27 protein-coding genes are annotated in these 23,104 nt (G+C 63.3%); 15 read left to right on the top strand and 12 right to left on the bottom strand.

Annotated features, from left to right (window positions below; genetic code table 11):
• Nucleotides 1-46: 46 nt before the first annotated feature.
• The 3 genes from HBOR_RS04775 to HBOR_RS04785 all read right to left on the bottom strand — a co-directional run bounded on the left by HBOR_RS04775 (nt 47) and on the right by HBOR_RS04785 (nt 2,695).
• Nucleotides 47-691: a DsbA family oxidoreductase gene (locus HBOR_RS04775; protein WP_006053809.1), complete on the bottom strand. Its 645-nt coding sequence runs from the start codon at nt 689-691 to the stop codon at nt 47-49.
• Between the two features lie 104 nt (nt 692-795).
• On the bottom strand, nt 796-1,731 hold the full coding sequence (locus tag HBOR_RS04780) for an oxidoreductase (protein ID WP_006053810.1): 936 nt from the start codon (nt 1,729-1,731) through the stop codon (nt 796-798).
• A 76-nt stretch (nt 1,732-1,807) separates the two neighbouring features.
• Nucleotides 1,808-2,695 carry an isoaspartyl peptidase/L-asparaginase gene (locus tag HBOR_RS04785; RefSeq protein WP_006053811.1) on the bottom strand — a complete coding sequence of 296 codons (888 nt, stop codon included), beginning with the start codon at nt 2,693-2,695 and terminating at the stop codon, nt 1,808-1,810.
• A gap of 160 nt (nt 2,696-2,855) precedes the next feature.
• On the opposite strand from HBOR_RS04785, the gene icd reads away from it, so the two are divergent.
• The 3 genes from icd (at nt 2,856) to HBOR_RS04800 (ending at nt 5,295) form a co-directional block, all read left to right on the top strand.
• Entirely contained in the window at nt 2,856-4,118 is a 1,263-nt protein-coding gene (gene icd / locus HBOR_RS04790; protein ID WP_006053812.1) for an isocitrate dehydrogenase (NADP(+)), read from the top strand.
• Nucleotides 4,119-4,204: 86 nt separating this feature from the next.
• Nucleotides 4,205-4,591 carry a VOC family protein gene (locus HBOR_RS04795; RefSeq protein ID WP_006053813.1) on the top strand — a complete coding sequence of 129 codons (387 nt, stop codon included), beginning with the start codon at nt 4,205-4,207 and terminating at the stop codon, nt 4,589-4,591.
• A gap of 173 nt (nt 4,592-4,764) precedes the next feature.
• Entirely contained in the window at nt 4,765-5,295 is a 531-nt protein-coding gene (locus HBOR_RS04800) for a DUF5817 domain-containing protein (RefSeq protein ID WP_013440517.1), read from the top strand.
• 44 nt (nt 5,296-5,339) lie between these two features.
• Here HBOR_RS04800 and HBOR_RS04805 read toward each other — a convergent pair whose 3' ends face one another.
• On the bottom strand, nt 5,340-5,543 hold the full coding sequence (locus HBOR_RS04805; protein WP_241432297.1) for a hypothetical protein: 204 nt from the start codon (nt 5,541-5,543) through the stop codon (nt 5,340-5,342).
• 196 nt (nt 5,544-5,739) lie between these two features.
• Here HBOR_RS04805 and HBOR_RS04810 point away from each other — a divergent pair, with 196 nt between their 5' ends.
• A complete protein-coding gene (locus HBOR_RS04810; RefSeq protein ID WP_006053817.1) occupies nt 5,740-6,105 on the top strand; it encodes a hypothetical protein in 366 nt (121 codons plus the stop codon).
• A 29-nt stretch (nt 6,106-6,134) separates the two neighbouring features.
• On the opposite strand, the gene HBOR_RS04815 is transcribed toward HBOR_RS04810, so the two are convergent.
• Nucleotides 6,135-6,377: a YgaP family membrane protein gene (locus HBOR_RS04815; RefSeq protein ID WP_049890440.1), complete on the bottom strand. Its 243-nt coding sequence runs from the start codon at nt 6,375-6,377 to the stop codon at nt 6,135-6,137.
• 148 nt (nt 6,378-6,525) lie between these two features.
• Here HBOR_RS04815 and HBOR_RS04820 point away from each other — a divergent pair, with 148 nt between their 5' ends.
• Entirely contained in the window at nt 6,526-7,182 is a 657-nt protein-coding gene (locus HBOR_RS04820) for a helix-turn-helix domain-containing protein (RefSeq protein ID WP_013440518.1), read from the top strand.
• 50 nt (nt 7,183-7,232) lie between these two features.
• Here the strand turns inward: HBOR_RS04820 and hmgA are convergent, their stop codons facing one another.
• Nucleotides 7,233-8,459 carry a hydroxymethylglutaryl-CoA reductase (NADPH) gene (gene hmgA, locus HBOR_RS04825; protein WP_006053820.1) on the bottom strand — a complete coding sequence of 409 codons (1,227 nt, stop codon included), beginning with the start codon at nt 8,457-8,459 and terminating at the stop codon, nt 7,233-7,235.
• Nucleotides 8,460-8,565: 106 nt separating this feature from the next.
• On the opposite strand from hmgA, the gene HBOR_RS04830 reads away from it, so the two are divergent.
• The 5 genes from HBOR_RS04830 to pyrF all read left to right on the top strand — a co-directional run bounded on the left by HBOR_RS04830 (nt 8,566) and on the right by pyrF (nt 14,718).
• Nucleotides 8,566-10,137: an amidohydrolase gene (locus HBOR_RS04830; RefSeq protein ID WP_006053821.1), complete on the top strand. Its 1,572-nt coding sequence runs from the start codon at nt 8,566-8,568 to the stop codon at nt 10,135-10,137.
• Between the two features lie 198 nt (nt 10,138-10,335).
• Complete coding sequence (gene nadA, locus HBOR_RS04835) at nt 10,336-11,463, top strand: quinolinate synthase NadA (protein ID WP_006053822.1); 1,128 nt, start codon at nt 10,336-10,338, stop codon at nt 11,461-11,463.
• Nucleotides 11,460-13,025: an L-aspartate oxidase gene (locus tag HBOR_RS04840; RefSeq protein WP_006053823.1), complete on the top strand. Its 1,566-nt coding sequence runs from the start codon at nt 11,460-11,462 to the stop codon at nt 13,023-13,025. Before nadA ends, HBOR_RS04840 begins: the two co-directional genes overlap by 4 nt.
• Complete coding sequence (nadC, locus tag HBOR_RS04845; protein ID WP_006053824.1) at nt 13,012-13,824, top strand: carboxylating nicotinate-nucleotide diphosphorylase; 813 nt, start codon at nt 13,012-13,014, stop codon at nt 13,822-13,824. The genes HBOR_RS04840 and nadC overlap by 14 nt, the downstream gene beginning before the upstream one ends.
• Nucleotides 13,825-13,905: 81 nt before the next feature.
• Nucleotides 13,906-14,718, top strand: coding sequence for an orotidine-5'-phosphate decarboxylase (gene pyrF, locus HBOR_RS04850; protein ID WP_006053825.1), 813 nt, complete (start codon nt 13,906-13,908; stop codon nt 14,716-14,718).
• On the opposite strand, the gene HBOR_RS20200 is transcribed toward pyrF, so the two are convergent.
• Together HBOR_RS20200 and HBOR_RS19220 are read right to left on the bottom strand one after the other, a co-directional pair.
• Nucleotides 14,712-14,816 carry a C2H2-type zinc finger protein gene (locus HBOR_RS20200; RefSeq protein ID WP_218921187.1) on the bottom strand — a complete coding sequence of 35 codons (105 nt, stop codon included), beginning with the start codon at nt 14,814-14,816 and terminating at the stop codon, nt 14,712-14,714. The two genes, pyrF and HBOR_RS20200, sit on opposite strands and share 7 nt — an antisense overlap.
• Nucleotides 14,817-14,856: 40 nt before the next feature.
• Nucleotides 14,857-15,054, bottom strand: a complete 198-nt coding sequence (locus HBOR_RS19220) for a hypothetical protein (RefSeq protein WP_013440519.1) — start codon at nt 15,052-15,054, stop codon at nt 14,857-14,859.
• Between the two features lie 78 nt (nt 15,055-15,132).
• Between HBOR_RS19220 and HBOR_RS04855 the strand changes: the two genes are divergently transcribed.
• The 3 genes from HBOR_RS04855 to HBOR_RS04865 all read left to right on the top strand — a co-directional run bounded on the left by HBOR_RS04855 (nt 15,133) and on the right by HBOR_RS04865 (nt 18,689).
• Entirely contained in the window at nt 15,133-15,645 is a 513-nt protein-coding gene (locus HBOR_RS04855; RefSeq protein WP_013440520.1) for a J domain-containing protein, read from the top strand.
• 178 nt (nt 15,646-15,823) lie between these two features.
• Nucleotides 15,824-17,437, top strand: coding sequence for a GTPBP1 family GTP-binding protein (locus tag HBOR_RS04860; protein WP_006053827.1), 1,614 nt, complete (start codon nt 15,824-15,826; stop codon nt 17,435-17,437).
• Nucleotides 17,438-17,684: 247 nt separating this feature from the next.
• Complete coding sequence (locus HBOR_RS04865) at nt 17,685-18,689, top strand: GIY-YIG nuclease family protein (RefSeq protein WP_006053828.1); 1,005 nt, start codon at nt 17,685-17,687, stop codon at nt 18,687-18,689.
• Here the strand turns inward: HBOR_RS04865 and HBOR_RS04870 are convergent.
• A complete protein-coding gene (locus HBOR_RS04870) occupies nt 18,669-19,400 on the bottom strand; it encodes an HAD family hydrolase (protein WP_006053829.1) in 732 nt (243 codons plus the stop codon). The genes HBOR_RS04865 and HBOR_RS04870 overlap by 21 nt on opposite strands.
• 138 nt (nt 19,401-19,538) lie before the next feature.
• On the opposite strand from HBOR_RS04870, the gene HBOR_RS19225 reads away from it, so the two are divergent.
• Nucleotides 19,539-19,841, top strand: coding sequence for a hypothetical protein (locus tag HBOR_RS19225; protein WP_244880404.1), 303 nt, complete (start codon nt 19,539-19,541; stop codon nt 19,839-19,841).
• A 107-nt stretch (nt 19,842-19,948) separates the two neighbouring features.
• Nucleotides 19,949-21,238 (top strand): M48 family metallopeptidase, encoded by a 1,290-nt coding sequence (locus tag HBOR_RS04875; protein ID WP_006053830.1) that lies wholly within the window; start codon nt 19,949-19,951, stop codon nt 21,236-21,238.
• A 6-nt stretch (nt 21,239-21,244) separates the two neighbouring features.
• On the opposite strand, the gene HBOR_RS04880 is transcribed toward HBOR_RS04875, so the two are convergent.
• The 3 genes from HBOR_RS04880 to HBOR_RS04890 all read right to left on the bottom strand — a co-directional run bounded on the left by HBOR_RS04880 (nt 21,245) and on the right by HBOR_RS04890 (nt 23,069).
• Nucleotides 21,245-21,751 (bottom strand): hypothetical protein, encoded by a 507-nt coding sequence (locus tag HBOR_RS04880; RefSeq protein ID WP_006053831.1) that lies wholly within the window; start codon nt 21,749-21,751, stop codon nt 21,245-21,247.
• Nucleotides 21,748-22,689, bottom strand: coding sequence for a methenyltetrahydromethanopterin cyclohydrolase (mch, locus tag HBOR_RS04885; protein WP_006053832.1), 942 nt, complete (start codon nt 22,687-22,689; stop codon nt 21,748-21,750). The genes HBOR_RS04880 and mch overlap by 4 nt, the downstream gene beginning before the upstream one ends.
• Nucleotides 22,690-22,751: 62 nt before the next feature.
• Complete coding sequence (locus tag HBOR_RS04890; protein WP_006053833.1) at nt 22,752-23,069, bottom strand: MTH1187 family thiamine-binding protein; 318 nt, start codon at nt 23,067-23,069, stop codon at nt 22,752-22,754.
• Nucleotides 23,070-23,104: the final 35 nt, after the last annotated feature.

Consider the following 23,104-nt stretch of genomic DNA (forward strand, 5'->3'; position numbering starts at 1 on the left):
CTGAACGGCCGCTTCTGGAAGGTGAACGGAAACCGCTCCCGGGGGATCAGACGCCTTCGACCAGTCGCTCCAGATGCTCCGGCGGCACCGCACCGCGCGCCCCGTATCCGTCGTAGGCGAACGTCGGCACGCCCGTCACGCCCTGTTGGTGAGCCTCGGTGAATTGCGCACGAACCTCCTCGCGGAGGGCATCGTCGTCCAGCGCCGAGCGTATCTCGTCGCCCACAACGCCGGCGTCTTCGGCAAGTTTGACGAGCAGTTCTTCGTCACCGATATCCGCGCCGTCCTGCCAGAGCGCGTCGAAGATGGCAACGTCGAAGTCGAGCCACGTCTCGTAGTCGTAGTGCTGTTTGACGTAGTAGGACGCCATCTGCGCGGGAAGCGAGTCGATGTCGGTATCGACGTCGAGGTCCATCTCCACGCCGTACTTCTCCTGTAGGCGACGGACGTTCTCTTTGGCCTGTTCGTAGTACTCGTCGTCCTTACCGTCGTCCACCGAGTGGTCGATGGTGCCGTCGGGATTGCGCTTTTGACTCCGGAGGTCGAACGGATGCCAGTCGATTTCGAGTTCGTCTTCGCGGGTCGATTGATACCGTCGGAGCGATTCGCGCCCCAGATAGCAGAACGGACAGACGTAGTCGGAGTAGACTGTGATTTGCTCCGCGTATTCGGCGGACTCAGAGTCGCTCATAGATTCGGTAGGAGACGACGACGGTAAAAGAACGCGTCCGGGGAGCGACTCGCCGGTAGCTCTACCGACGTAGCGATCACCGGAACGGGAAGACAACCTCCGTATCAGATGCCGTACGTCACGCCCGTCAGATCTTCCGAGAGTTCCCACAAGCGGTGGGCATCGTCCTCGTCGTGCGACGCCTCGCTGGATGCTGCAGTCCCGGGGGAGCCGCGCATGCCGAACAGTCCCGTCGGACCGATGTACGACCCGCCGCGAACGTCATCAGCAGTGGCGGCGTACAGCATCGGTAGCGCGCCCATCTCGGCGCTCTGTGCGAACACACGGTTTGCGAGTCCCATCCCCAGCTTTCGGACGAACGACCCCGCCATCTCCGGGCCGCGACGTTGCAGATTTGTCGCGGCGTATCCGGGATGACAGCCGACGCTGAGGACGCCTCCCTCGCCGACGCGTTCGAGTCGCCGCTGGAGTTCGTAGGCGAACAGGAGATTCGCCAGTTTGCTCTGCGCGTACGCTGCCCACTTATCGTAGGAGTGTTCGGCCATCGGGTCCGAAAAGTCCATCTCGCCGTTCTGATGGATGCCACTAGACTGGGTGACGACGCGCGTTTCGGCCTCGGTTTCGCGGAGTCTATCGAGGAGGAGACCGGTGAGCGCGAAGTGGCCGAGATGGTTGACGCCGAACTGCATCTCGAAGCCCTGTTCGGTTTCGCGGCGCGGAATCGCCATCACGCCTGCGTTGTTGGCGAGGACGTGCAGTTCGTCGAACGTGTCGTGGAACCACTCGGAGAACCGACGGACTGAGTCGAGGTCCGCGAGGTCGAGTTTCGCCAACGTGAGGTCGGCATCGGCCACCGCGTCCTGCACCGCGTGGGCGGCCTCGCGGCCGCGTTCGGGACTCCGGACGGCCATCACGACGTGTGCGCCTTTCGCCGCCAACGCCTTCGTCGCCTCGTAGCCGAGGCCGCTGTTCGCGCCGGTCACTACCACCGTCTTCCCCGAGCAGTCTGGAACGTCGTCGGCAGTCCACTGCGATGACATGAGACAACTATACGACACGACGGCAGGTAAGTTCGTGGCTCGTGGGGGCCACGCGACTCGCCGCGAGTCTCGAAGACTACCGTTCGGCGACGCCGGTCTGCATCCCTTCGGTGTTGTACGCGCTGCCGACGCCTTCGTCGTCCGCGACGATGACGCCCGCCCCCGACCCGGTGAGTTCGGCGAACTCCTCGATAGCTAACTCGGCGGCCGACTGCGCGTCCTCGCCGCGTTCGAGGTGCCGAACCGCACGCCGGGTGAGCGTCGTCTTGGCGATATCCTCGCCCGCACCCGTCGCAGAGGCGGCCCCCGCGGGAGCCGCGTAGAACCCGGAGCCGACTTGCGGCACGTCGCCGACGCGTCCGGCGAGTGCGAACCATCGCCCGCCGGTGGAGGTGGCGGCAGCGAAGTCCCGCCCGTCGAAGGCGACGGCACCGACGGTGTCGTGATCCGAGAGGTCCGCATCGTTCGAGGCGGTGGCACTCGACTGACCGAATTTGTCGTCTAACCACGCCAAGTGATCCTGAGACGTTCCTTCTGGCGGGGTCGCGTCGTTCCAGCGTTCGCGCGTCTCGGGCGTGAACAGGTTCACGTCCGTCTCGATACCGAAATCGGCCGCGACATCCACGGCAGGGTCGCCCGCGACGAAGATATGCGGCGTCTCTTCCATGACGACGCGGGCAACGGAGACAGCGTGTTCGACACCGTCCATGCCCGCCACCGCGCCCGTCTCGCGGTCGCTCGTCATCACGCCGGCGTCCGTTCGGACCCGGCCATCGGATTGGACTGCACCGCCGACGCCAGCGTTGAACGCGGGGTCCGACTCCATGACCCGGATAGCTGCCTCGACGGCGTCGATTGGCGTTTCACGGGCGGCACCCGTTTCAGCCGCTTCGTCAACTGTCTGTTGTCTCGGATCCGGTTCGTCTGGGACGCCACCTGCGCCCCCGTGAACGATAACTCGCATGGCACCGGCGACGATAGGGGAGGTCAAAACAGCAACGACTCCGGTTCTCGGCGTGGCGGTCGAGTCACGATTGCCGTACAACAGGGATGAAGCGGCGACGCTCGCCGGAAGCGAGAGAACGGCAATACTTTACCGTCGGTCAGGAAACAGGGGATTGTTCATGAGCTACGACCAGATCGAAGTTCCCGAGAACGGGGAGAAGATCACGCTCGCCGACGAGGAGACGGGTGAGCTGTCGGTTCCCGACAACCCGATTATTCCGATTATTCACGGCGACGGTATCGGCACGGACGTCGGTCCGGCCGCACAGAAGGTACTTGACGCCGCCGCAGAGGCGACCGGTCGCTCCATCGAGTGGCTCCGCGTATACGCAGGCGAGTCCGCCCGCAAGAAGTACGACGAGAACCTGCCCGAGGACACGGTGCAGGCGATCAAAGACCACCGCGTTGCGATCAAAGGCCCGCTCACGACGCCTGTTGGTGCTGGTTTCCGCTCGCTCAACGTCGCGCTCCGCAAAAAGCTCGACCTCTACGCGAACGTCCGCCCGACGTACCACCTCGACGGCGTCCCGTCGCCCGTCAAGAACCCCTCGGCGATGGACATGGTCACGTTCCGTGAGAACACCGAGGACGTGTACGCCGGCATCGAGTGGGAAGCCGGTACCGACGAAGTCCAGCAGGTCAAGGAGTTCGTCGAAGAGGAGATGGGCCACGACGACGTCATCCACGACGGCCCCGTCGGCATCGGAATTAAGCCTATCACCGAGTTCGGAACGAAGCGTCTCGTCCGCGAGGCCATCGAGTACGCCATCGAGAACGACCGCGACTCCGTCACCCTCGTCCACAAGGGTAACATCATGAAGTTCACCGAGGGTGCCTTCCGTGACTGGGGCTACGAACTCGCCGCAGAGGAGTTCGGCGACGTCACCATCACCGAGGACGAACTCTGGGAAGAGTACGACGGCGAGAAGCCAGAGGACAAGATTGTCGTCAAGGACCGCATCGCGGACAACATGCTCCAGCAGCTTCTCACCCGCACCGCCGACTACGACGTCATCGCCACGATGAACCTGAACGGCGACTACATGTCTGACGCCGCAGGTGCTCAGATCGGTGGTCTCGGCATCGCACCCGGTGCGAACTTCGGTGAAGGTCTCTGTCTCGCAGAACCGGTCCACGGCTCTGCACCCAAATACGCCGGCGAAGACAAGGTCAACCCGACCGCGATGATTCTCTCCGGCCGTCTCATGTTCGAGTACATGGGCTGGAAAGACGCTGGCAAACTCATCCGCGACGCAGTCGAGAAAACCATCTCCGAGGGCGACGTGACGTACGACCTCGAACGGCAGATCGAAGGCGGCAACAAACTCGCCACGAGCGAGTTCGCCGAGAAGATCGTCGAGAACATCAACGAACTCGCGTAACCGAGTTTTCGACCGCCGAACTCCCCACATATTTTGTTCGTCGCTGACGGCCTCCCCGTATGTCTCCTAGCGACGGCCCCGCGGGAATGCTCCACCACGTCGAACTGTACGCGGCGGATCTCGATTCGGCAATCGAGTTCTACGAATGGTTTCTCGGTGAACTCGGCTACGAACGGTACCAGCGATGGGAGTCGGGCCAGTCGTGGAAGTTGGGACCGACGTATCTGGTCGTGGTCGAAGCGCCCGACGAGTACCGCGACAACGATTTCCACCGCCGGACGCCGGGGCTGAACCACCTCGCCTTCCACGCTGAATCGCGGGCACACGTAGACGAACTCACCAGACAGCTCCGCGAACGCGGTGTGACGATACTCTACGAGGATGCCCACCCGTACGCGGGCGGCGACGACCACTACGCCGTCTACTTCGAGGGTCCGGAACGACTGAAACTGGAAGTCGTTGCGCCATCGTAACTACTCGGCCCGGTCGGCTATCGCCCGCGGCGAACTGAAGGATCAACGCCCTCAACCGTCTCTTTGCCTCGATTAAGTCCATGGTACAATTTATATAGATGCTAGTTGGCATGATCTGGCGTGAGCGCACGACCGGTGCCAAGGTTCAAATCCGACGACGCGGAAGCGAGCGTATGTACGCGGTGGTCGGCTGTTCAGAGTGCGGCAGTATGTGGCTGCTCACGGACCCGAGGCAGTCGAAGACGGCAAACTGTCCGCGCTGTGGACGGACGCATCAAACGAAGAAGCTACGGAAATTCCTCGAAACTGAGGATCGAGAGGCGGCTAGGCAGGCGCGTGCGGCCCTCCTCGCCAAGAAACACGGCGACAGCGAGGCGTTCGCCAAAACGGCGCACATTTCGGAGATGGAATCGCTGGTCGAGGAATCCGGCATCGACGACGCGGAGTATCTCGAAGCATCCGGTCTCGACGCCGACGAGGTCGCGTCAGCGGGTGAACAGGCGATGCAGGGTCAAACGTCGTCTTCGAACCGGCTCGACGTGGTTCGGGAGGCCCTCCGCAAAGAGGACCGACCGACAGAAGAGGAGGTGGTCGCTTACGCCGAGGAACACGGCGTCCCCGGCGAGGCGGCACGCAACGTCCTCGAAAAACTGACTCGGCGCGGCGAGGTGTCCGAGTCGCGCGGGCGGTACCGGTTGCTCTGAGACGACGCTGAGAAGAGGCGAGTTGAGATGTACACTCGGGTCGCTTAAAGCAGACCGAGCAGTTTCAGCGCGGTCAAAAGCGAGACGAGGACGCCCAAGACGAGTTTCACGAGTCGGAGGAGCCGCGTCGCCGTCCGGATGTCCGAAGAGTCGTCATCCTCGCTCTCGGCATCGCGCGCGTTAGCCGTCGCGTCCGACGGGCCGGAACCAGCGGGAACCATCGCTGGTGCGTTCGTTCGGGGGGACATGACACGGAACGTCCGCGGCGGGGCGGGGAACCCGCCGCGAACGTGTTCGTAGTGACGGACGAAAGACGGGTAAAAGCGAGCCATGGGTGCGCGGTGAAAGTGACCGGTTCGGCGGAAGTGAAATCGTGTCGGTGATGTCACCGTCGGACAGACCAGAAACGAAACGCTTTGTCGGCTACTCAACCGACGAGGAGGTATGACTGACTCGTTGCCCGCGCCCGTCGGCGTTATGGTGCGCGCGCTCGTCGCGGCCTGTTTCGTCGGCGGCGGTGTCGTTGCTCTCCTCGACCAGCGGTTCGTCCTCGCCGGTCTCGCTTACCTCGTGGGCTATACGATCCTCGCCGCGGCGGCGATCATACAGGGACAACGCCGTCGCGGGGCCGGACTGTCGCTCTCCGGCCTCGGGTGGGTGTCACTCGCACTCGGCGTCGCCGCCGGATACGCGACGGAGACCGGTCTCGCGCTCGTCGTCGGAGGTGTCGTACTCCTCGTCGTCGGAACGGTGATCGTCGTCTGGCCGTTCGGCAGCGAGATGACCGGAACAGACGAGACAACGGGCTGAGGATCGAATCGAAGGCGCTGCCGTCTAATTCACTTTTCACCAGTCTCCTCGTCGCCAGCCACCTCGTCACTACGCGTCGTATCGATACCGAACAGTCGATTACCGCCACAGAACCCTGTGGCGGCGTTCTGGAGTAACCCGAGACCCGCGAGTCCGGTGATGGCCGCCGTCGTTCGCCGTCCCACGCGGAGGGCCGAGACGGCGACAGCGACTAACCAGACACCGAGGACGCCTCGCAGGATTCGGTCGGATTCACCAACGTTCTGTCGCATATGAAGATGACTGGACTCCATGGCGAAGTCGATTCAGCCGAATACGTACGAGGGGTTTATCTGTCCCGCACGGAGCGTCAAGCGCGGCCGCCGTCTCGCAGCGACGTTCCCCGACGACGTTTTGTGTTCGCGTGTTGGGGTGGTCCGTATGAAGCGAGTCCGAATCACGCTTTCCCCACCCAACGCGTATCTCCCTCCCGTCTACCGTCTTCTCACACAGCAGGCGACGTATCTCTCGGAGGTGTACATCGTCAACTGGAACGTTACGGAACCGCCCGTCGGTTTCTTGCTTCTTGTCCGCGGAGCGTACGAGCGACTCGGCGACGAACTCGAAACCGCCGAGAACGTGCGCGACTTCGAGTTGTTCCCGAACGGCGACGAGGAGGCGTACTGCTTTCTCGCCGCCGACGGTATCACCGCGGGGCGCGCGCTGTTCGAGAACTTCACGCGAGAGGATATCCTCACCGTACCGCCTATCGAGTGTCACGACGACGGGAGCAGTACGTTCACGCTGGTCGGGACTGACGCCGCGATACAGGCCGCAGTCGAGGGCGTCCCTGAGGGCGTGACGGTGACTATCGATGCAGTCGGGACAGGGCGAGTCGCTGCGGACGACCCCGGAAGGTCACTCTCGCCGCGGCAACGAGAAACGGTGCAGGCCGCACTCCGGGTCGGGTACTACGACGTGCCCCGCGAAGCGACGACGGCAGCTGTCGCAGACGAAGTCGGATGCGCGACTGCGACCGCGTCCGAACATCTCCGGCGGGCGGAGCGGCGCGTTCTTTCGTCGCTGTTCGGCGAGTAAGCGGTGTGCGGGGACACAGCGTACGAGGCACCGCAAGCGCGAACGCCGCGCTACCGTCCGAGTTCAGCGTGCGCGCTGGAGAGGTGCCGCGACGCCAGCGCGGAGAGCAAGGAGAGTTCGCCCGCCAAAGAGCCGACAGCGATAGCTTCCGCGAGAGCGTCGGCGTTCGATCCCGCGGGGTCGCCGCCGCCGCGGACGCCCAGTACGTCGAGTCCTTCGGCCTGCGTCGGGAGTTTCGTCCCGCCACCGACGGTACCGACTTCGAGGCTGGCGATGGAGATGGAGACGTAGAGGTCACCGTCCTGCACCTCGGCAGTGGTGATGGCGTTTGCGCCCTCCACGACTTGCGCCTCGTCCTGCCCGGTGGCGAGGAACATCGCGGCGACGACGTTTGCGACGTGGGCGTTGAAGCCGAGACTGGCCGCCTTTGCGGAGCCGACGAGGTTCTTTCGGGTGTTGAGTTCGGCCACCGCTTCGGGGGTCGTGTGCAGGCGGTCTTCGACCACTTCGCGTGGGATGGTCACGTCGGTGGTGACCGAGCGCCCGCGTCCCTCGACAGCGTTGATCGCCGCGGGTTTCTTGTCGGTGCAGAGGTTGCCCGAGAGGGCCACGAGGGAGGCGTCCGTCTCGTCCTCAACGAGTTCACAGGCTGCCCGTGTGGCGATGGTGACCATGTTCATCCCCATCGCGTCCTTCGTGTCGTAGCGGAAGCGCAGGTGGACAGAGTTGCCGACGACGTACGGCGTCACGTCCAGCAGTTCGCCGTGGTTGGTCGTCTCCTCTGCCGCCTCGCGGAGCGCGTCACGGTTGTCGCGGACCCACTCGACCAGCGCCTCGGCCTCCACCACGTCTGCGACGCGGAACACCGGCGCGCGGGTCATCCCCGATTTGAGGATGCGCACGTTCGCGCCACCAGCGTCGTTCAGAACGGAACAGCCGCGGTTGACGCTGGCCAGCAGTGCGCCCTCCGTCGTGGCAAGGGGGAGGTAGCGTTCGCCGTCGAGTCGGCCGCCACGGATGCGGACGGGTCCGGCGACGCCCATCGGCACCTGTACGGCTCCGACCATGTTTTCGATGTTCGGGTCGGCACGTTCGGCGGGGAAGCCGTAGTCGCCGACGACATCCAGCGAGGCGTCCGACTGTTCCTCAACGAGGAGACGACGGGCGGCCGTCGCCGTGTCTGCGTCCGTGTGGTCTTCGAGTTCGTGAAATCGCAATTCGCCCGCTCGGACGCGTTCGGCAAGGTCCTCGGCCGCTGAAGGAGTAGAATCGGTCATGCCCCCGAGTATTTTGCGCACTCCCTAACCGTTATCGGTCGCTCTTCGCGTTCCCATCGTAACCGCCACCCCAACGGTTTTGCTCGTCCCCGTCACGTCGTGAGACATGACCGACGCCGCGGACCTCGTCCTCCTCGACGGCGAGATTCACACGCTTACGGACCCGGACGAGACGTACGAGGCGATGGCCGTTCGAGACGGCCGAATCGTTCGCCTCGGCGAGAGTTACGACGTGCAGTTTCTCGTCGGCACCGACACGGAGACGATAGACCTCGCTGGCGACGTGGTCCTTCCCGGCTTTATCGACGCCCACACCCACCTCGACATGGTCGGCCGATCACTCGTCCACGCTGACCTCTCGGGGGCCTCCGGTCCGGACGACTGTGTGGACCGTCTCCGCGCCCGGGGCGACGAATTGGCGTCCATCTCCGACGCCGGAAACGGCAACGAGGACGACACCGACGAGTGGATTCTGGGCTACGGGTACGATGAAAGCACGTGGGACGACTCCCGGTACCTCACGCGCGAGGATTTAGATGCTGTCTCGACGGACCAACCGGTTGCCGCCTTCCGCGAGGACATGCACGTCGCCTCGCTGAACTCCGTCGCACTTGCCAAGCACCGCGACGCGATGCCGGACGCCGACGTACGCGCTGAAGGAGGGAATCCAACCGGCGTTATCGTCGAGGAGGCAGTTGACGTGGTGTACGAGGAGATACAACCTGACGAGGAGCAGACAGAGAAACTGCTCCGCGCTGCGCAGGCGGCAGCCAACGAACGGGGCGTCACCGGCGTCCACGACATGACGCGCACCTCCCACAAACCGAGCGTCTACCGCGAGTTAGACAAGGCAGACGACCTGACGCTTCGCGTCCGCATCAATTACTGGGCGGACCACCTCGACAGCGTTATCGACGCCGGACTGCGGACGAATCACGGGAGCGAGATGGTCCGCGTCGGCGCGATAAAGACGTTCACCGACGGGTCGTTCGGCGGGCGGACGGCGAAACTCTCGGAACCGTACAGCGACGACGAGACGGAAACGGGGACATGGGTGGTAGATCCCGAGGAGTTGGCCGAAATCGTTTCTCGGGCGGACGCGCACGACCTGCAACTGTCGGCGCACGCTATCGGTGACGAAGCGGTCCACGCCGTCCTTGATGCCTATGAGGACTGCGAGAATCCGGAAAAAAGCCGTCACCGCGTCGAACACGCGGAACTCGCGGACGACGATGCAATCCGACGGTTTGCGGAGTCGGGAATCGTCGCCTCTGTCCAACCCAACTTCCTCAAATGGGCCGAAGCGGGGGGCCTGTACGACGCGCGCCTCGGCGAGAGACGAACGAAGACGAACCGCTACGCCGCCTTCACCGAGGCGGACGTCCCACTCGCGTTCGGAAGCGACTGCATGCCGTTGGACCCGCTTCTCGGCGTTCACTGGGCGGTTAACGCACCTGCCGAGGAACAACGACTGGGCGTCACCGAGGCGCTCCGCGCGTACACGACCGGCGCAGCGTACGCTGGATTCGACGAGGATCGACTCGGTACCATCGAGACGGGCAAGAAAGCGGACCTGACGATTCTGGCTGCGTCCCCGTGGGAATCCGACTCGATACGCGATATCGACGTTTCAGCGACTATCGTTGGCGGACAAGTCGTCTATGACCGCGACGTGTAGACCCCGAGCGACACACTGAACAAAAATTTTCTTCAACAGCACCTATCGGTGAGTAGTTACTCTCTCCCGAAATAACGAGGAGGTGCCGTTCTGGTGCGAGTGATTACCGCATAGTACGAAGCGGCAATCGATAGTCTGAAGAAAAATATTTTTCATCGGTCGGGTTTGAGGAGACAGTAACCCTGAGACGGGAAACCTATGGCACGATTAGAAACAGCGGGATTCGAGTCGGACCTGAGTCTCTTCAAGTACGACAACCTCGAACGGCTTCCGGAGGCGTACCGGGACCTGACCGAGGCGGACAGAACGACGAGAATCGAGGCGGCGCGCGAGGAACTCGGCGACGACGTCATCGTCCTCGGGCACAACTACCAACGCCGCGAAATCGTCGAACACGCCGACTTCATCGGTGACTCTTACGAACTGTCTAAGCGCGCGGCGGAGTCTGACGCGGAGTACGTCGTCTTCGCCGGTGTGACGTTCATGGCGGAAAGCGCGGACATCATCACCGACGACGACCAGACAGTGCTTCTCCCCTCGATGGAGGCGTCCTGTCCGATGGCCGGGATGGCAGAGGCCCTGCAGGTTGACGCCGCGTGGGAGCAGATAGACGCCGCCACGGGCGACAGAGACGTGATTCCGATCACGTACATGAACTCTTACGCCGACTTGAAGGCGTTCTGTGCCGAACAGGGCGGCCTCGTCTGCACCTCCTCGAACGCCGCCGACGCGTTCGAGTGGGCGTTCGAACGCGGCGACGTGGTGCTTTTCCTCCCTGATAAGCACCTCGGCCGCAACACCGCCGCCGAACTCGGAATGGACTCTGTGGCCGAGTGGGACCCGTGGAACCCCGAGGCACCCGATGCGACGGACGTGGCCGACGCCGACGTAGTTCTGTGGGACGGCTACTGTCAGGTTCACGAACGCTTCCGCGCCGAACACATCGAAGAGGTCCGCGAGGAACACGACGCGAACGTTATCGTCCACCCCGAGTGTCGGAGAGAAGTCGTCGTCGCCGCCGACGAGGCCGGTTCGACGAGCCAAATCTGCGACACCATCGCGAACGCTGACCCCGGTGAGACGTGGGCTATCGGCACCGAGATCCACCTCGTAAACCATCTCCAGCGGTGGCATCCCGAGGTGAACGTCGTTCCTCTCTGCGGCGACGCCTGTATGGACTGCAACGCGATGCGACAGATCGATCCGAACTACCTCACGTGGTTGCTCGAATCGCTCGCTGAGGACGAGGTACACAACGTGGTCGAAGTCGCAGAACGCGAGAAAGAACTGGCCGCAGTGGCCCTCGAACGGATGCTCGAACTATGAGCGAATCGACCACCGAAACGGGAGCAGATGCCCGCGAGACTGACGTACTGGTCGTCGGGTCTGGCATCGCCGGGTGTGCGGCGGCGCTCGCCGCGGCCCGTTCGGGCGCGAACGTCCTCGTAGCGACGAAAGCCACCGCGCCCGAAGACGCCTCGACGGACTGGGCGCAGGGTGGCATCGCCGTCACGGGCGAGGACCCGGAAACGTTCCGTGAGGATGTTCTCGATGCGAGCGACGGCACCGCCGACCCCGAAGCGGTCGATATCCTCGTCGGTGACGCCCGCGATGCCGTCGAAGACGTTCTCGTTGACACGATCGGCGTTCCGTTCGACGGCGCGCCGGCGGGAGCAGGGCTCGACGACTACGACCATGGTCGGGAGGCGGCCCACTCGGAGCGTCGCATTCTGCACGTGAACGCCAGCACCGGCGGGCACGTCCTCCGTCCGTTCCTGAACCATCTCCGCGACCACGACGGCGTGACGTTCCTCGAAGACGCGATGGCGCTTGACTTCCTGACGCACGAGGGACGCGTCCACGGTGTTCACCTCCTCCGGGAAGGATCAGTCGAACCGGTGTTCGCCGGTGCGACGGTGCTCGCTACGGGCGGCATCGGCGCGTGTTACGGCACGACCACGAATCCCGACGGCGCGACGGGTGACGGCGTGGCGATGGCCGCGTTCGCCGGGGCACGCATCGCAGACATGCAGTACGTGCAGTTCCACCCGACAGCGTACCCCGGAGACGACCCGTTCCTCGTCAGCGAGGCCGTTCGCGGCGAGGGTGCGGTTCTCAGAAACGGCGAGGGAGAACGGTTCATGCCCGGCGTTCACGACGACGCCGAACTCGCACCACGGGACGTGGTCGCCCGCGCTGTCAAGGACGAACGCGACCGGACCGGCGAGGTTCGTCTCGACGTGTCGCCGGTCGAACCGGACTTCCGAACCGAATTCCCCGATTTAGCTGAGCTATGCGACGAACGCGACGTGGATCCCGAAGACGGAATTCCGGTCGCGCCCGCAGAACACTACCTCTGCGGTGGCATCGCCGTAGACGAACGCGGACGGACGACGCTGGACCGCCTGTTCGCTGCGGGCGAGTGCGCCCGAACCGGCGTCCACGGCGCGAACCGCCTCGCTTCGACCAGTCTGCTGGAAGGACTCGTCTGGGGACTTCGTGCGGGCGAGACGGCCGCGGACGCAGGCGCGGACGCCGCAGAACGGATCGAAACGCAGGAACCGCTCGATAGTGACCCGGAACTACCAGACGAGTTCGCTTCCGCGAAGTACGCTCGCCTCCGCGAGACGATGGACTCAGCCGTTGGCGTCGAGCGAACGCACGCCGACCTCGAACAGGCCCGCTCGACAATCCGGCGTCTGAAAGGCGAGGTTGACGCCTACACGCGAACCCGCGTCTCCCGGTCGCTGTACGAACTCCGGAACGCGACAGTGTGCGCCCTCTTGGTCGCGCGGGCGGCCTCGGAAGCCCCCTCGGCCGGGTGTCACCACGTCGTAGACGCGGATGCCGAAGGATCGGCGAACGGAGGGGCGCGTGCTGACGACTGAGACGGTCGAACGGTGGCTTCGAGAAGATGTCGGCCACCGCGACGTGACGAACGACGTGCCCGGCGAGACGACCGGGCGATTGGTGGCGAAAGAGTCGGGCGTCGTCGCCGGACTCGACGCCGCCGTGACCGTCTTCGACTACCTCGGCGTGGCGGCGACGCCCGCCGTTGACGACGGTGCGAGCGTCGAACCCGGCGCTGTCGTCCTCGAAACGTCCGGACCCGCCCGCGAGACGCTCCGCGGCGAACGCGTCGCTGTCAACGTCGTCGGCCACGCGTCCGGTGTCGCAACGCGGACGCGACGAGCGGTCGAGGCCGCTCACGAGGCGAATCCGGACGCTCGTGTCGCCGCCACGCGGAAGACGACGCCCGGCCTCCGCGGTGTCGAAAAGCGCGCCGTCGTCGCAGGCGGCGGTGACACCCACCGACTCACCCTCTCGGGGATGGTGATGGTCAAGGACAACCACGTCGCCGAGATGGGTCTCGAAGGAGCCATCGAGCGCTTCCGCGAGCGAAAGTCGTTCGCCACGAAACTCGAAGTCGAAGTCGAGTCGCCCGAGATGGGCGCACGCGCCGCCGACGCGGGTACAGACATCGTTCTCTTCGACAACCTCTCGCCCGACGAGGTGCGCGACGGCGTCGAACGACTGCCCGATAGCGTCCTCGCGGAGGCGAGCGGTGGAATTACCCTCGACACCGTTGCAGACTACGCCGCGACGGGCGTGGACGTGGTATCGATGGGGTCGCTGACGCACAGCGCGCCGAGTCTGGACTTCTCCTTCCGGACGGGCGAGACATAACGCCGAACGTCGAGAACTGCTGTCAGTTCTGCTTCGGTGCGAAGGGTAATCTTCTCGGTGGCGGAGCGTCCACCACCGTCAATGGCCCAAGCGTTCTTCGAACGTCTCGCTGACCGCATCCAACAGACCGACAGCGTCGTCTCGGTCGGATTGGATTCTGACCTGTCCCGTATTCCTGACCACCTGCACGAGAAGGACCTACCGCGTTGGGCGTTCAACCGACGTATCATCGACGCGACGCACGAACACGCCGCGTGTTACAAGCCGAACGCCGCGTTCTACGAGGACGCCGACGGCTGGCGGGCGCTCCGCGAGACCATCGCTTACGCACACGGAAAGGACGTACCCGTCCTCTTGGATGCAAAGCGCGCCGACATCGGCAACACGACTCGCCAGTACGCGAAACTGCTGGATGAGGTAGACGCAATCACCGTCAACCCCTACATGGGCCGCGACTCGCTGCAACCCTTCCTCGACCGGGGCGACAAGGGCGTCTTCATCCTCTGTCGAACCTCAAACCCCGGCGGCGAGGACTTACAGGACCTCGAACTCGATTCGGGCGAACGGGTGTACGAACGAGTCGCCGCTCTCGCGGACCTCTGGAACCGCAACGATAACGTCGGCTTGGTCGTCGGCGCGACGGCACCTGACGAGTTGGAGTCGATTCGAGAACAGGTCCCGGACCTTCCGTTCTTGGTGCCCGGAATCGGCGCGCAGGGCGGTGACGCCGAAGCCGCAGTGGAGTTCGGGCTGGCTGACGGCGTTGGTCTGGTGAACTCCTCGCGCGGTATCATCTTCGCCGGAGAGGACAACGGAGAGGAGTTCGCGCGCGGCGCTGGCGACGCGGCGCGTCGGCTGAAAAAGCGACTCAACCAGTACCGCGACAGTCAGTAGACGAGACCGACCGTGTAGAGGTGGTCTCGGAGAGCATCTTCGTCTGTGAACATCGCCTCGCAGGCCGGACACTCGTAGTCATCTACTGCTTGACTCATACTGGAAACATACCGTGGAGAATGGTAGCCGTTTTGCCCATCAGATTCGGTGAACGTCGTCTTCGTCCACCTCGCTTCCGGCGGGTGAGATATCTCCCCTCCCTGAACGGTCGGCACAGCGAACACAAAGATTGCTGGCCCGGTCGAAATGGTCGTCGCACGCCGCCGTTCCGCACTGGACGCAGGTGTGCGTGGCCTCACGCGACTCACACACCTGACAGAGTCCGGAGAGGCTCATACGCGGCACTAGGTTCGGGAGGTATCTACTTCTTGGGGGTGGCGAGACGCTTACAGTCCTCCGAGTCCAACCCAGACTGTGGACCGGGACACTCTAGTGATGGGCCTCGCGGCGGTGTTCGCCGGCATCGCTATGCTCCTCATTGTCCTCGGTTTCGTCTATCAGTTGTTCCTCCTCGTTGCCGCCGTCCCGTTCATCGTGACTACGTACCTCATGTGGGACCACGCCAGCGGGAGGTTCCAAGCGCGGATTCGACAGGAGCAAACGCGGAGACGGGCACGATCCGGCCCGAACGCCGCCTCACGTGGTCCGAACGACTTCGAGGGATTCGGCCCCGGCCGTCGGTCAGCGACGAACACCGACAGTCGTAGAACCGGACGACGCTCTCGACGCACGACTCCCGACCAATCGCCGGACAGACCGTCGGCGAGAGAGGCGTATCGAACCCTCGGACTCGACCCCTCGGCGACGACCGAGGAGGTCAAAGACGCCTACCGGCGCATGGTCAAAGAAGTCCATCCCGACACTGAATCGGGGAGCAAAGAGGAGTTCAAGCGAGTGAATCGCGCGTACGAGCGACTCTCAGACTGAGTCTCTGATTTGGAACCGCGTTGGAATCGCTCCGAACTCGTTCGCTACATTCCGTGGCTGAGAGTCACATCCTCGCCCAAAATACGTCCACAGAACTCTACAGAGACCATATCTCTATTGTGATATGGATTACCACGACACGGAAAGCGTTTTAGCCAGTCCTCTCATACCCGCGCCCATGAGCGCTGATCGGGCCGTCTTGCACGAGGCCCTTGAGCGCGGCGAAGAGGAAGGCGGAAATATCGAGTTCAAAGAACGACTCTCCCGCTCGGTCCACCTCGCAGACGGCCGATTGGAGAGTCTCGCCGCTCAACTCCGACACCGAGTGCTATCCGGCGACGGGACAGCGACGTACGTCGTCGGCGTCACAGACGATGGTGGTATCGCGGGTATCTCTCCCGACGCATTCTCCGAGTCGATGGACGTGCTTTCCATCCTCGCTGACGAAGCCGGAGCGCACATCGAAGACGTAGAGACATGGGGCGTCGGAGAGGCCTCATCTAACGGTCTCGTCGGCGTCGCCACGGTGAAAGAGGGAACCGCCCTCGATGCGGACGACGATCACATCGTCGTCGGCACGGCGGGTCACGTAGACCACGGTAAATCGACGCTTGTCGGTTCACTCGTCACGGGACAGGCCGACAACGGAGAGGGCGGAACGCGCGGCTTCCTCGATGTCCAACCGCACGAAGTCGAACGCGGTCTCTCCGCGGACCTCTCGTACGCCGTCTACGGCTTCGACGACGACGGTCCCATCCACCTGCACAATCCACACCGAAAGTCCGACCGTGCCCGCGTCGTCCAAGAGTCGGACCGACTCGTTTCGTTCGTCGATACCGTCGGCCACGAACCGTGGCTTCGCACCACGATTCGCGGACTCGTCGGCCAACGCCTCGACTACGGCCTTCTCGTCGTCGCGGCGGACGACGGCCCCACGAGGACGACGCGCGAACACCTCGGCATCCTGTTGGCGATGGAACTGCCGACTGTCGTCGCCCTAACGAAGACGGACGCCGTGAGCGACGAGCGCGTTCTGGAGGTCGAACGTGAAGTCGAACGCCTCCTGCGCGATGTCGAGCGAACGCCGCTTCCCGTCGAACGCCACGGCGTCGAAGCGGCCGTCGAGGAGATCAGTTCCGCTGTGGTTCCCGTCGTTCAGACGAGCGCGGTGACGATGGACGGTCTCGACGAGTTGGACTCGTTCTTCCAGCGACTGCCGAAGACCACCTCGGAAGCCCGTGAGGACTTCCGGATGTACATCGACCGGACGTACTCGGTGACCGGCGTCGGCGCAGTTGCCTCCGGAACCGTCAACTCCGGAAGCGTCGAGGCAGGCGACGAACTACTCGTCGGTCCCATGGCGGACGGGTCGTTCCGCCAAGTGGAGGTGCGCTCTATCGAGATGCACTACCACCGCGTGGATCGAGCGAAATCGGGTCGTATCGTCGGCATCGCCCTGAAAGGTGTGAAGGAATCGGAGATCGAACGCGGAATGGTGTTGTTGCCTGCTGACGCCGATCCGACGCCAGTTCGGTCGTTCGAGGCGGACGTGATGGTGTTGAACCATCCGACGCGCATCCGTGACGGTTACGAACCGGTCGTCCACCTCGAAACCGTGAGCGAAGCCGTCGTCTTCCATCCCGACGGCGGGCAACTGCTTCCCGGCGACACCGGCCACGCGACGGTGGAGTTCAAGTTCCGTCCGTATCTCGTCGAGAAGGGACAACGGTTCGTCTTCCGCGAGGGAAGTTCGAAAGGCGTCGGGACCGTCACCGAGATTCACGAGGGCTGATGCGGGCGGTTGTAACGAGATACTGGTTATCGCGACCCTAGAGAGCCACCGATTATCGCGGACCCGGTGAAACCGTCCGTGAGCGATCACCGGGAAAAGACGGCACCCGTCCGCATGAGAGTGTCCGCCTCGTGCGGCGTCTCCGTGCATTCCGACGCCGGCGAGTCCCGGGCCAGTACGAGCGTTCAGTTATCAGAAACAGTAATCTGTTCTGAAAGCTTTTGTCGCTCCCGCCGAGAGGCAACCCATGGAACTGTGTGGGTACGCGTTCGGCCGGGTGTGTGACATCGAACCCGACCGGACAGAGAGGGGCGTAATCGATATCCACGTCCCGCAGTCGGAGTACGCAAAGCGCGACGAGAAGGCCGTTCACGACTACGGATGGGGACCGTTCTGTTCGTTCGGCGTCCCCGACGACGGGACGCACTGTTCCGGCGTCTACGTCATTGCCGTTGCGGACGAAGTCGTCTACGTCGGTGAGACGAAAGACCTCTACGACCAGTTTACGAACGGGTACGGTCGCATTTCGCCTGCGAACTGCTTCGAAGGCGGGCAGGGGACGAACTGTCGGCTGAACACCGGCATTTTCCACGCCGTCCGTGCCGGTGATCGGGTTTCTATTCACCTGCACGCGACGGACGACTTCGAGGGAACAGAAGCGGAAAACCGCGCGCTTCGCCGAATCATCAAAGACGACCTCATCACGGCGATTGACCCCGAGTGGAACAAAAACACCTCCGACGAGACGAACGAGACAGCGGATCATCCGACGGCGGTGTCAGAGCCGAAAGCAGACCGTCCAGAGAATGCGCCGGACCCGACGGCCGATTGTCTGGAGGAAACTCCCGAATCGACGGCGGACAGACCGGGCGAGACTCCAGAACCGGCGGCAGACACGTTCGAGTTCCGAGAAACGACCCGACCGGACGACGCGCCGACTGGCGAGTTCTCGGAACTGTACGACTACCTCACGGAGCACGAACGCGATAGCGTCGAACGGACGTTTGCGGAACTGGAAGTCGTCCTCGATGCACCGCTTCCGACCGAGGCCCGGCGGTGGCAACGCTGGTGGACGAACGACCCGCTGTCACACCCGCACTCGAAGGCGTGGCTTCGGGCGGGATACAAGGTAGCCGACGTGTCGCTTCCGGACGGCCAAGTCAGGTTCGAACGGCTTCGAGACAGCTCGCGTGCGTCGGATACAGCGGAAACACCGCAGGTCGGACGCGTCTCACCAGGGCGGCGGGAGTAACGCCGAGACCGATTCGATTCGGTCGTCGGGACCCGGAGCGTCATCGGGTATCGGTTCGATGTCCGCCGAGGAGTCGGACACCCACACCGAACCAACTCCTGCCGCGTTCGCCCCGGCCACGTCCGACTCGACGGAGTTACCGACGTGGACGGCATTCTCCGGAGCGACGTCGAGTCTGTCGAGAGCGAGGGCGAACGCGTCGGGAGCGGGCTTGGTTGCCGTCTCGTGTCCCGCGTACACGACAGTCTCAACGTACTCGCCCACACCGCTCGCATCGATTTTCTGCGCCTGCGCGTCTTGCGGGCCGTTGGTGACGACGCCGAGACGGTAGCGTCCGGCAAACGTTCGGAGGACGTGCTCGGCACCGGGAAGGAACTCGACGTTCCGGTGGTCGCGTGCCTCGGCGAACGCGTCGGCAACTTGCCGTCCCGTCTCAGGGTCGTACCCGCGTGACTCGCAGATGGCGGCGAAACACTCACGGCGGAGTTCCGCCATCGACGACGTTCTATCAGCAAACTCCTCGAACCGGTCGTAGTACGCTTCGACCGGGAAGAGGTGGTCCGTCCCGCACGCCTCGAACGCCTCGCCGAGGAGCGACCCCGGTGATCGACGGTAGCGAACGAGGGTGTCGTCCAAGTCGAACAGGACGGCTTCGACAGGTGGTTCGGTCATAGATTCGAGTGAAACGGCCACCTGCAGGAGTGTTTCCATGGGTGATCGCTCGACCGTTGCTATCACCCCGGGACCAAACACACGACGGTTGACGACGCGACAGACACCAGCCACACCAGCGGCCGAGTTCATGACAAATACATAGAATAAAACCAAGCTCCTCTTTATAGAGATTCAATGGAACGCCGAGCATTCCTCCCCGGAACTTGTGCAGGGCTTGTTGCTGCTAGCGGTTGTCTGGGAATCGGAGCGAGTACGCCGTTCGTTACAGACAGGGAGGTGAATGTACTCGAACGCGGCTGTGGGGAGAAACAGAACACTACATCCCTTGAGTACGATAAATCGGCCGACCAGCTTCATTTTGCGGGGACCGTCTCTGGGACGACCAACTGTGGAGGCCTCGATATTTCCTATGCCTACAACGAGTCATCAAACCGGGTTATATTGGCGGAGAACGAATCGACAACAGAGTCGGCTTAATGTCTTCAGAAGTAGGATTGGGTCTCAGTAGTTGTTAGTTCGGACCTCCTTTTAGTCAGAAACTTGAACAAACAACTGTTAACCGTCGGCACGCCTATCATCGTGACATGGTATCGCTCGCGGCACTCTTACTTATTGTCCTCCTCGCGGGGACGGAACTCCTCTTCACCGGACTGGACGTGTTGAACCTCAAACACGGGGCTCGCGCGATCCGCGAGTCGGAGTCGTGGGTTCGAGAGAGCCTCGACGTGGACGACCCAGACCGCATGCTGGCCTACCAGCGGCAGAAGACGACGCTATCCCGCATACAGTCGTGGCTGGGTGTCGTCCTCGTCCTCGCCGTCGTCGTTTCGGGTCTATTCGGTGACGTTGTCGGGATGCTCACCGAAACCGGCCGCTCGACGGTCCTACAGGGAGTTGGTCTCCTCATTGGAGCCGTAGTCCTCTCACGGCTGTTTGGCGCTCCGTTCGACCTCTACGAGACGTTCGTCGTCGAAGAGCGGTTCGGTTTCAACAACCAGACGCTCGGTCTCTGGCTCCGCGACTTCGTCATCGGACTCGTCATCTCAGTCGCTTTCTCGGCCGTTATCGGCGGCGTGGTCCTCACTGCTGTCGAACGGCTTCCGACACTGTGGCCCGTCGCCGGATGGGCTATCGTCGTCGGTTTCTCGCTCCTGATGATGGTCGTCTACCCGCGGTTCATCGCGCCGCTTTTCAACGACTTCGACCCGATCGAATCGGGAGCGCTCCGCGACGCCGTTGACGACGTGTTCGACCGCGCCGGATTCGAATGCGAACAAGTGTACGAAATGGACGCGAGTCGGCGCTCTTCGCACTCGAACGCGTACTTCGTCGGCTTCGGCGAGACGAAGCGCGTCGTCCTGTTCGACACGCTAGTCGAGCAGATGGACCACGACTCCGTGCAGGCCGTGCTAGCGCACGAACTCGCCCACTGGAAGCGCGGGCACATCTGGAAGCAGCTCGGTGCGTCGGCGGTCCAGATGGGTGTCGTCTTCGGCTTCCTCTGGTGGGTCACGACCTCCCAGTGGGTGTACGAAGCGTTCGCGCTCCCAACCGTGACGTACGCCGCACTCGCCATCGGCCTTCTCTACGCCGGACCGATGCTGTCGCTTCTTTCACCACTCACGAATCGCCTCTCGCTCGCACACGAACGCGAAGCGGACGACTTCGCCGCACAGACGATGGGCGAATCCGAGTCGATGACGCGCGCGTTGACGACGCTGGCCGGCGAAAATCTGAGTAATCCGTTCCCGCATCCGTGGTACGCCGCGTTCCACTATTCGCACCCGCCGATTCCGGAGCGAATACGCCGGCTTAGAGATGGGACTGACGGAAGCAGCCGCGACGAATCGACGGACTCGGCGAGTAGCGTCTGAGGTGGTTCAGCGATCAGCGTCGAGTGCGTTGGCCGCGACGTATCCGCCGTCGCGCCGCTCCGCTAAGTCCAGCAACACCGCCCAGTCGAGAATCCGCCCGACGCGTTCGGTCCACACGTCGCGCCAGTTCTCGGCCGCACGATGGTGTTCCCAGACGGGCACGCGGTCCTCGAAGCCGTCGAACACGTCTTCGATCGTCTTCGGGTCGTCGTCGAGGAGCGCAAGCACGTCCGAAGCGCCGTACACGCGTCGCTCGAAGGCGTCCGTGAGATGCGCTTCAGTCGGGTCAGTCTCTCGCCGGACGAAACTTCCATCGTCCGTCTCGTCGGCCAGTTCCATCGCCCGCAGGAAGGTGAGCCACGTCCGAGCGACGTCTCGGCTCTCGAAATCGAGACGGCGCATCAACCGGGCGCAACAGTCGTCTTCCGTACCCGGGACGAGCGGGACTGCACGCTGGGCGTCCGCCACGAAGTCGAGTTGCGCCGGAGCCTCGGGGACGAGTTTGAATTTCACGGTTGGATGCCGAACGACTCCGCGAGGATTTCTTCGTCCGTTTCGCCGTGGACGTACGTCGGGCCATTTACCACGTCAATGGTGACTTTCGCGGGCGCGAACACCGTCGCCGGGATGTCGTAGAAGTCCCAGTCGGCCTCCTCGAAGATCTGCTCGAACGGCGTCCCGTACTCCTCACCGGCCGTCGAGGGTACCTCGTCGAAATCGTCAAAGTCCTCGGTGACGGTGAGATGGACCTCGCCGCCGTACGCGAGCGCGTCGTTCGTCCGACCCATCGCCACGCCTTCGTCGTAACTGACGGGAGCAACAGGGGCAGCGCCGAACGCAGAGAGAATCTTTCGTGGGTCGTAGCCGAGTTCGAAGAGGCGGAAGACCGCAAGTTCGGCCGCTCGTGCGGCCGCCGTCACGCTTCCGACTGTCGAACCAGTGGCGTACGTCGGCAGGAAGACACCGCTGGGTTCGACGCCCGCCGTCTCGGCGACGTGTTCTGCCACTTCGTCGTCCGGCAGTTCGATGCTTTCGACGCCGAGGACGGTCAGGTCGAACTCGTCGAAGTACTCCACTTGGTGGAACTCGTCCTCCTCGGCGACGAGAGCGCGGGCGGGACCCGACCCGAGTCCTTCGAATCCGGACTCGAAGGCGAGTTCCCAGCCGGCTTTCTGCGAACAGAGGAGCGCAAGCGCGGGATGGTCGGTCTGAACTTCGATGTAGGGGCGAGGCGCACCGGCAACATCTCCCATCTGCGATTGAATCGTGGCGAGACCCGCCGTCTCTATCTCCGAGAGGAGGAGTCCGGCTTCGATGCCGCCCTCAGCATTGACGCCGAAATCGAGGACTGTCGCCCCTGTATCCAGTTCGTATACGTCTACCCGAAGTTCGTCGGCGAAGTCGATGGCCTCGTCTACGAGTTCGATGGCCATGCGATTGATAGAGTCCATAGACGCGGATTAGTCGTCACCTCGTAAAGACGTTGGTAGTCCGAAAGCGTCTCGACTGTCTCTCACTCCTCGCGTATTCGCTTGGCCTCGTGTCCGAGGTGTTCTTCCACTGCGTCCACTTTGTCCTGCGCGCGTTGGTCGGTGGTGCGCTTATCGTCAACCTTGAGGAATGTACTCACCCGGTCGCCTTCGACGGCTTTGTGCGCTGCGCCGACGGCGTCTAACAGGGTGTCGATGTCGTCCGCTTCGATCACCGTCCCCATCGGATTCGTCTCGTAAGCCACGTCGAAGTCGTCCAAGGCGGCGACGGCCTTGGCGACTTCGCCGGACATGCTGTCTTCGATAACGGGGGCGACGCTCAGCATTGCGATGACGGTCATATGAGCGCTGTCGCACGCACGGGTCAAAATGGTAG

Source organism: Halogeometricum borinquense DSM 11551, from assembly GCF_000172995.2.
Lineage (GTDB): Archaea > Halobacteriota > Halobacteria > Halobacteriales > Haloferacaceae > Halogeometricum > Halogeometricum borinquense.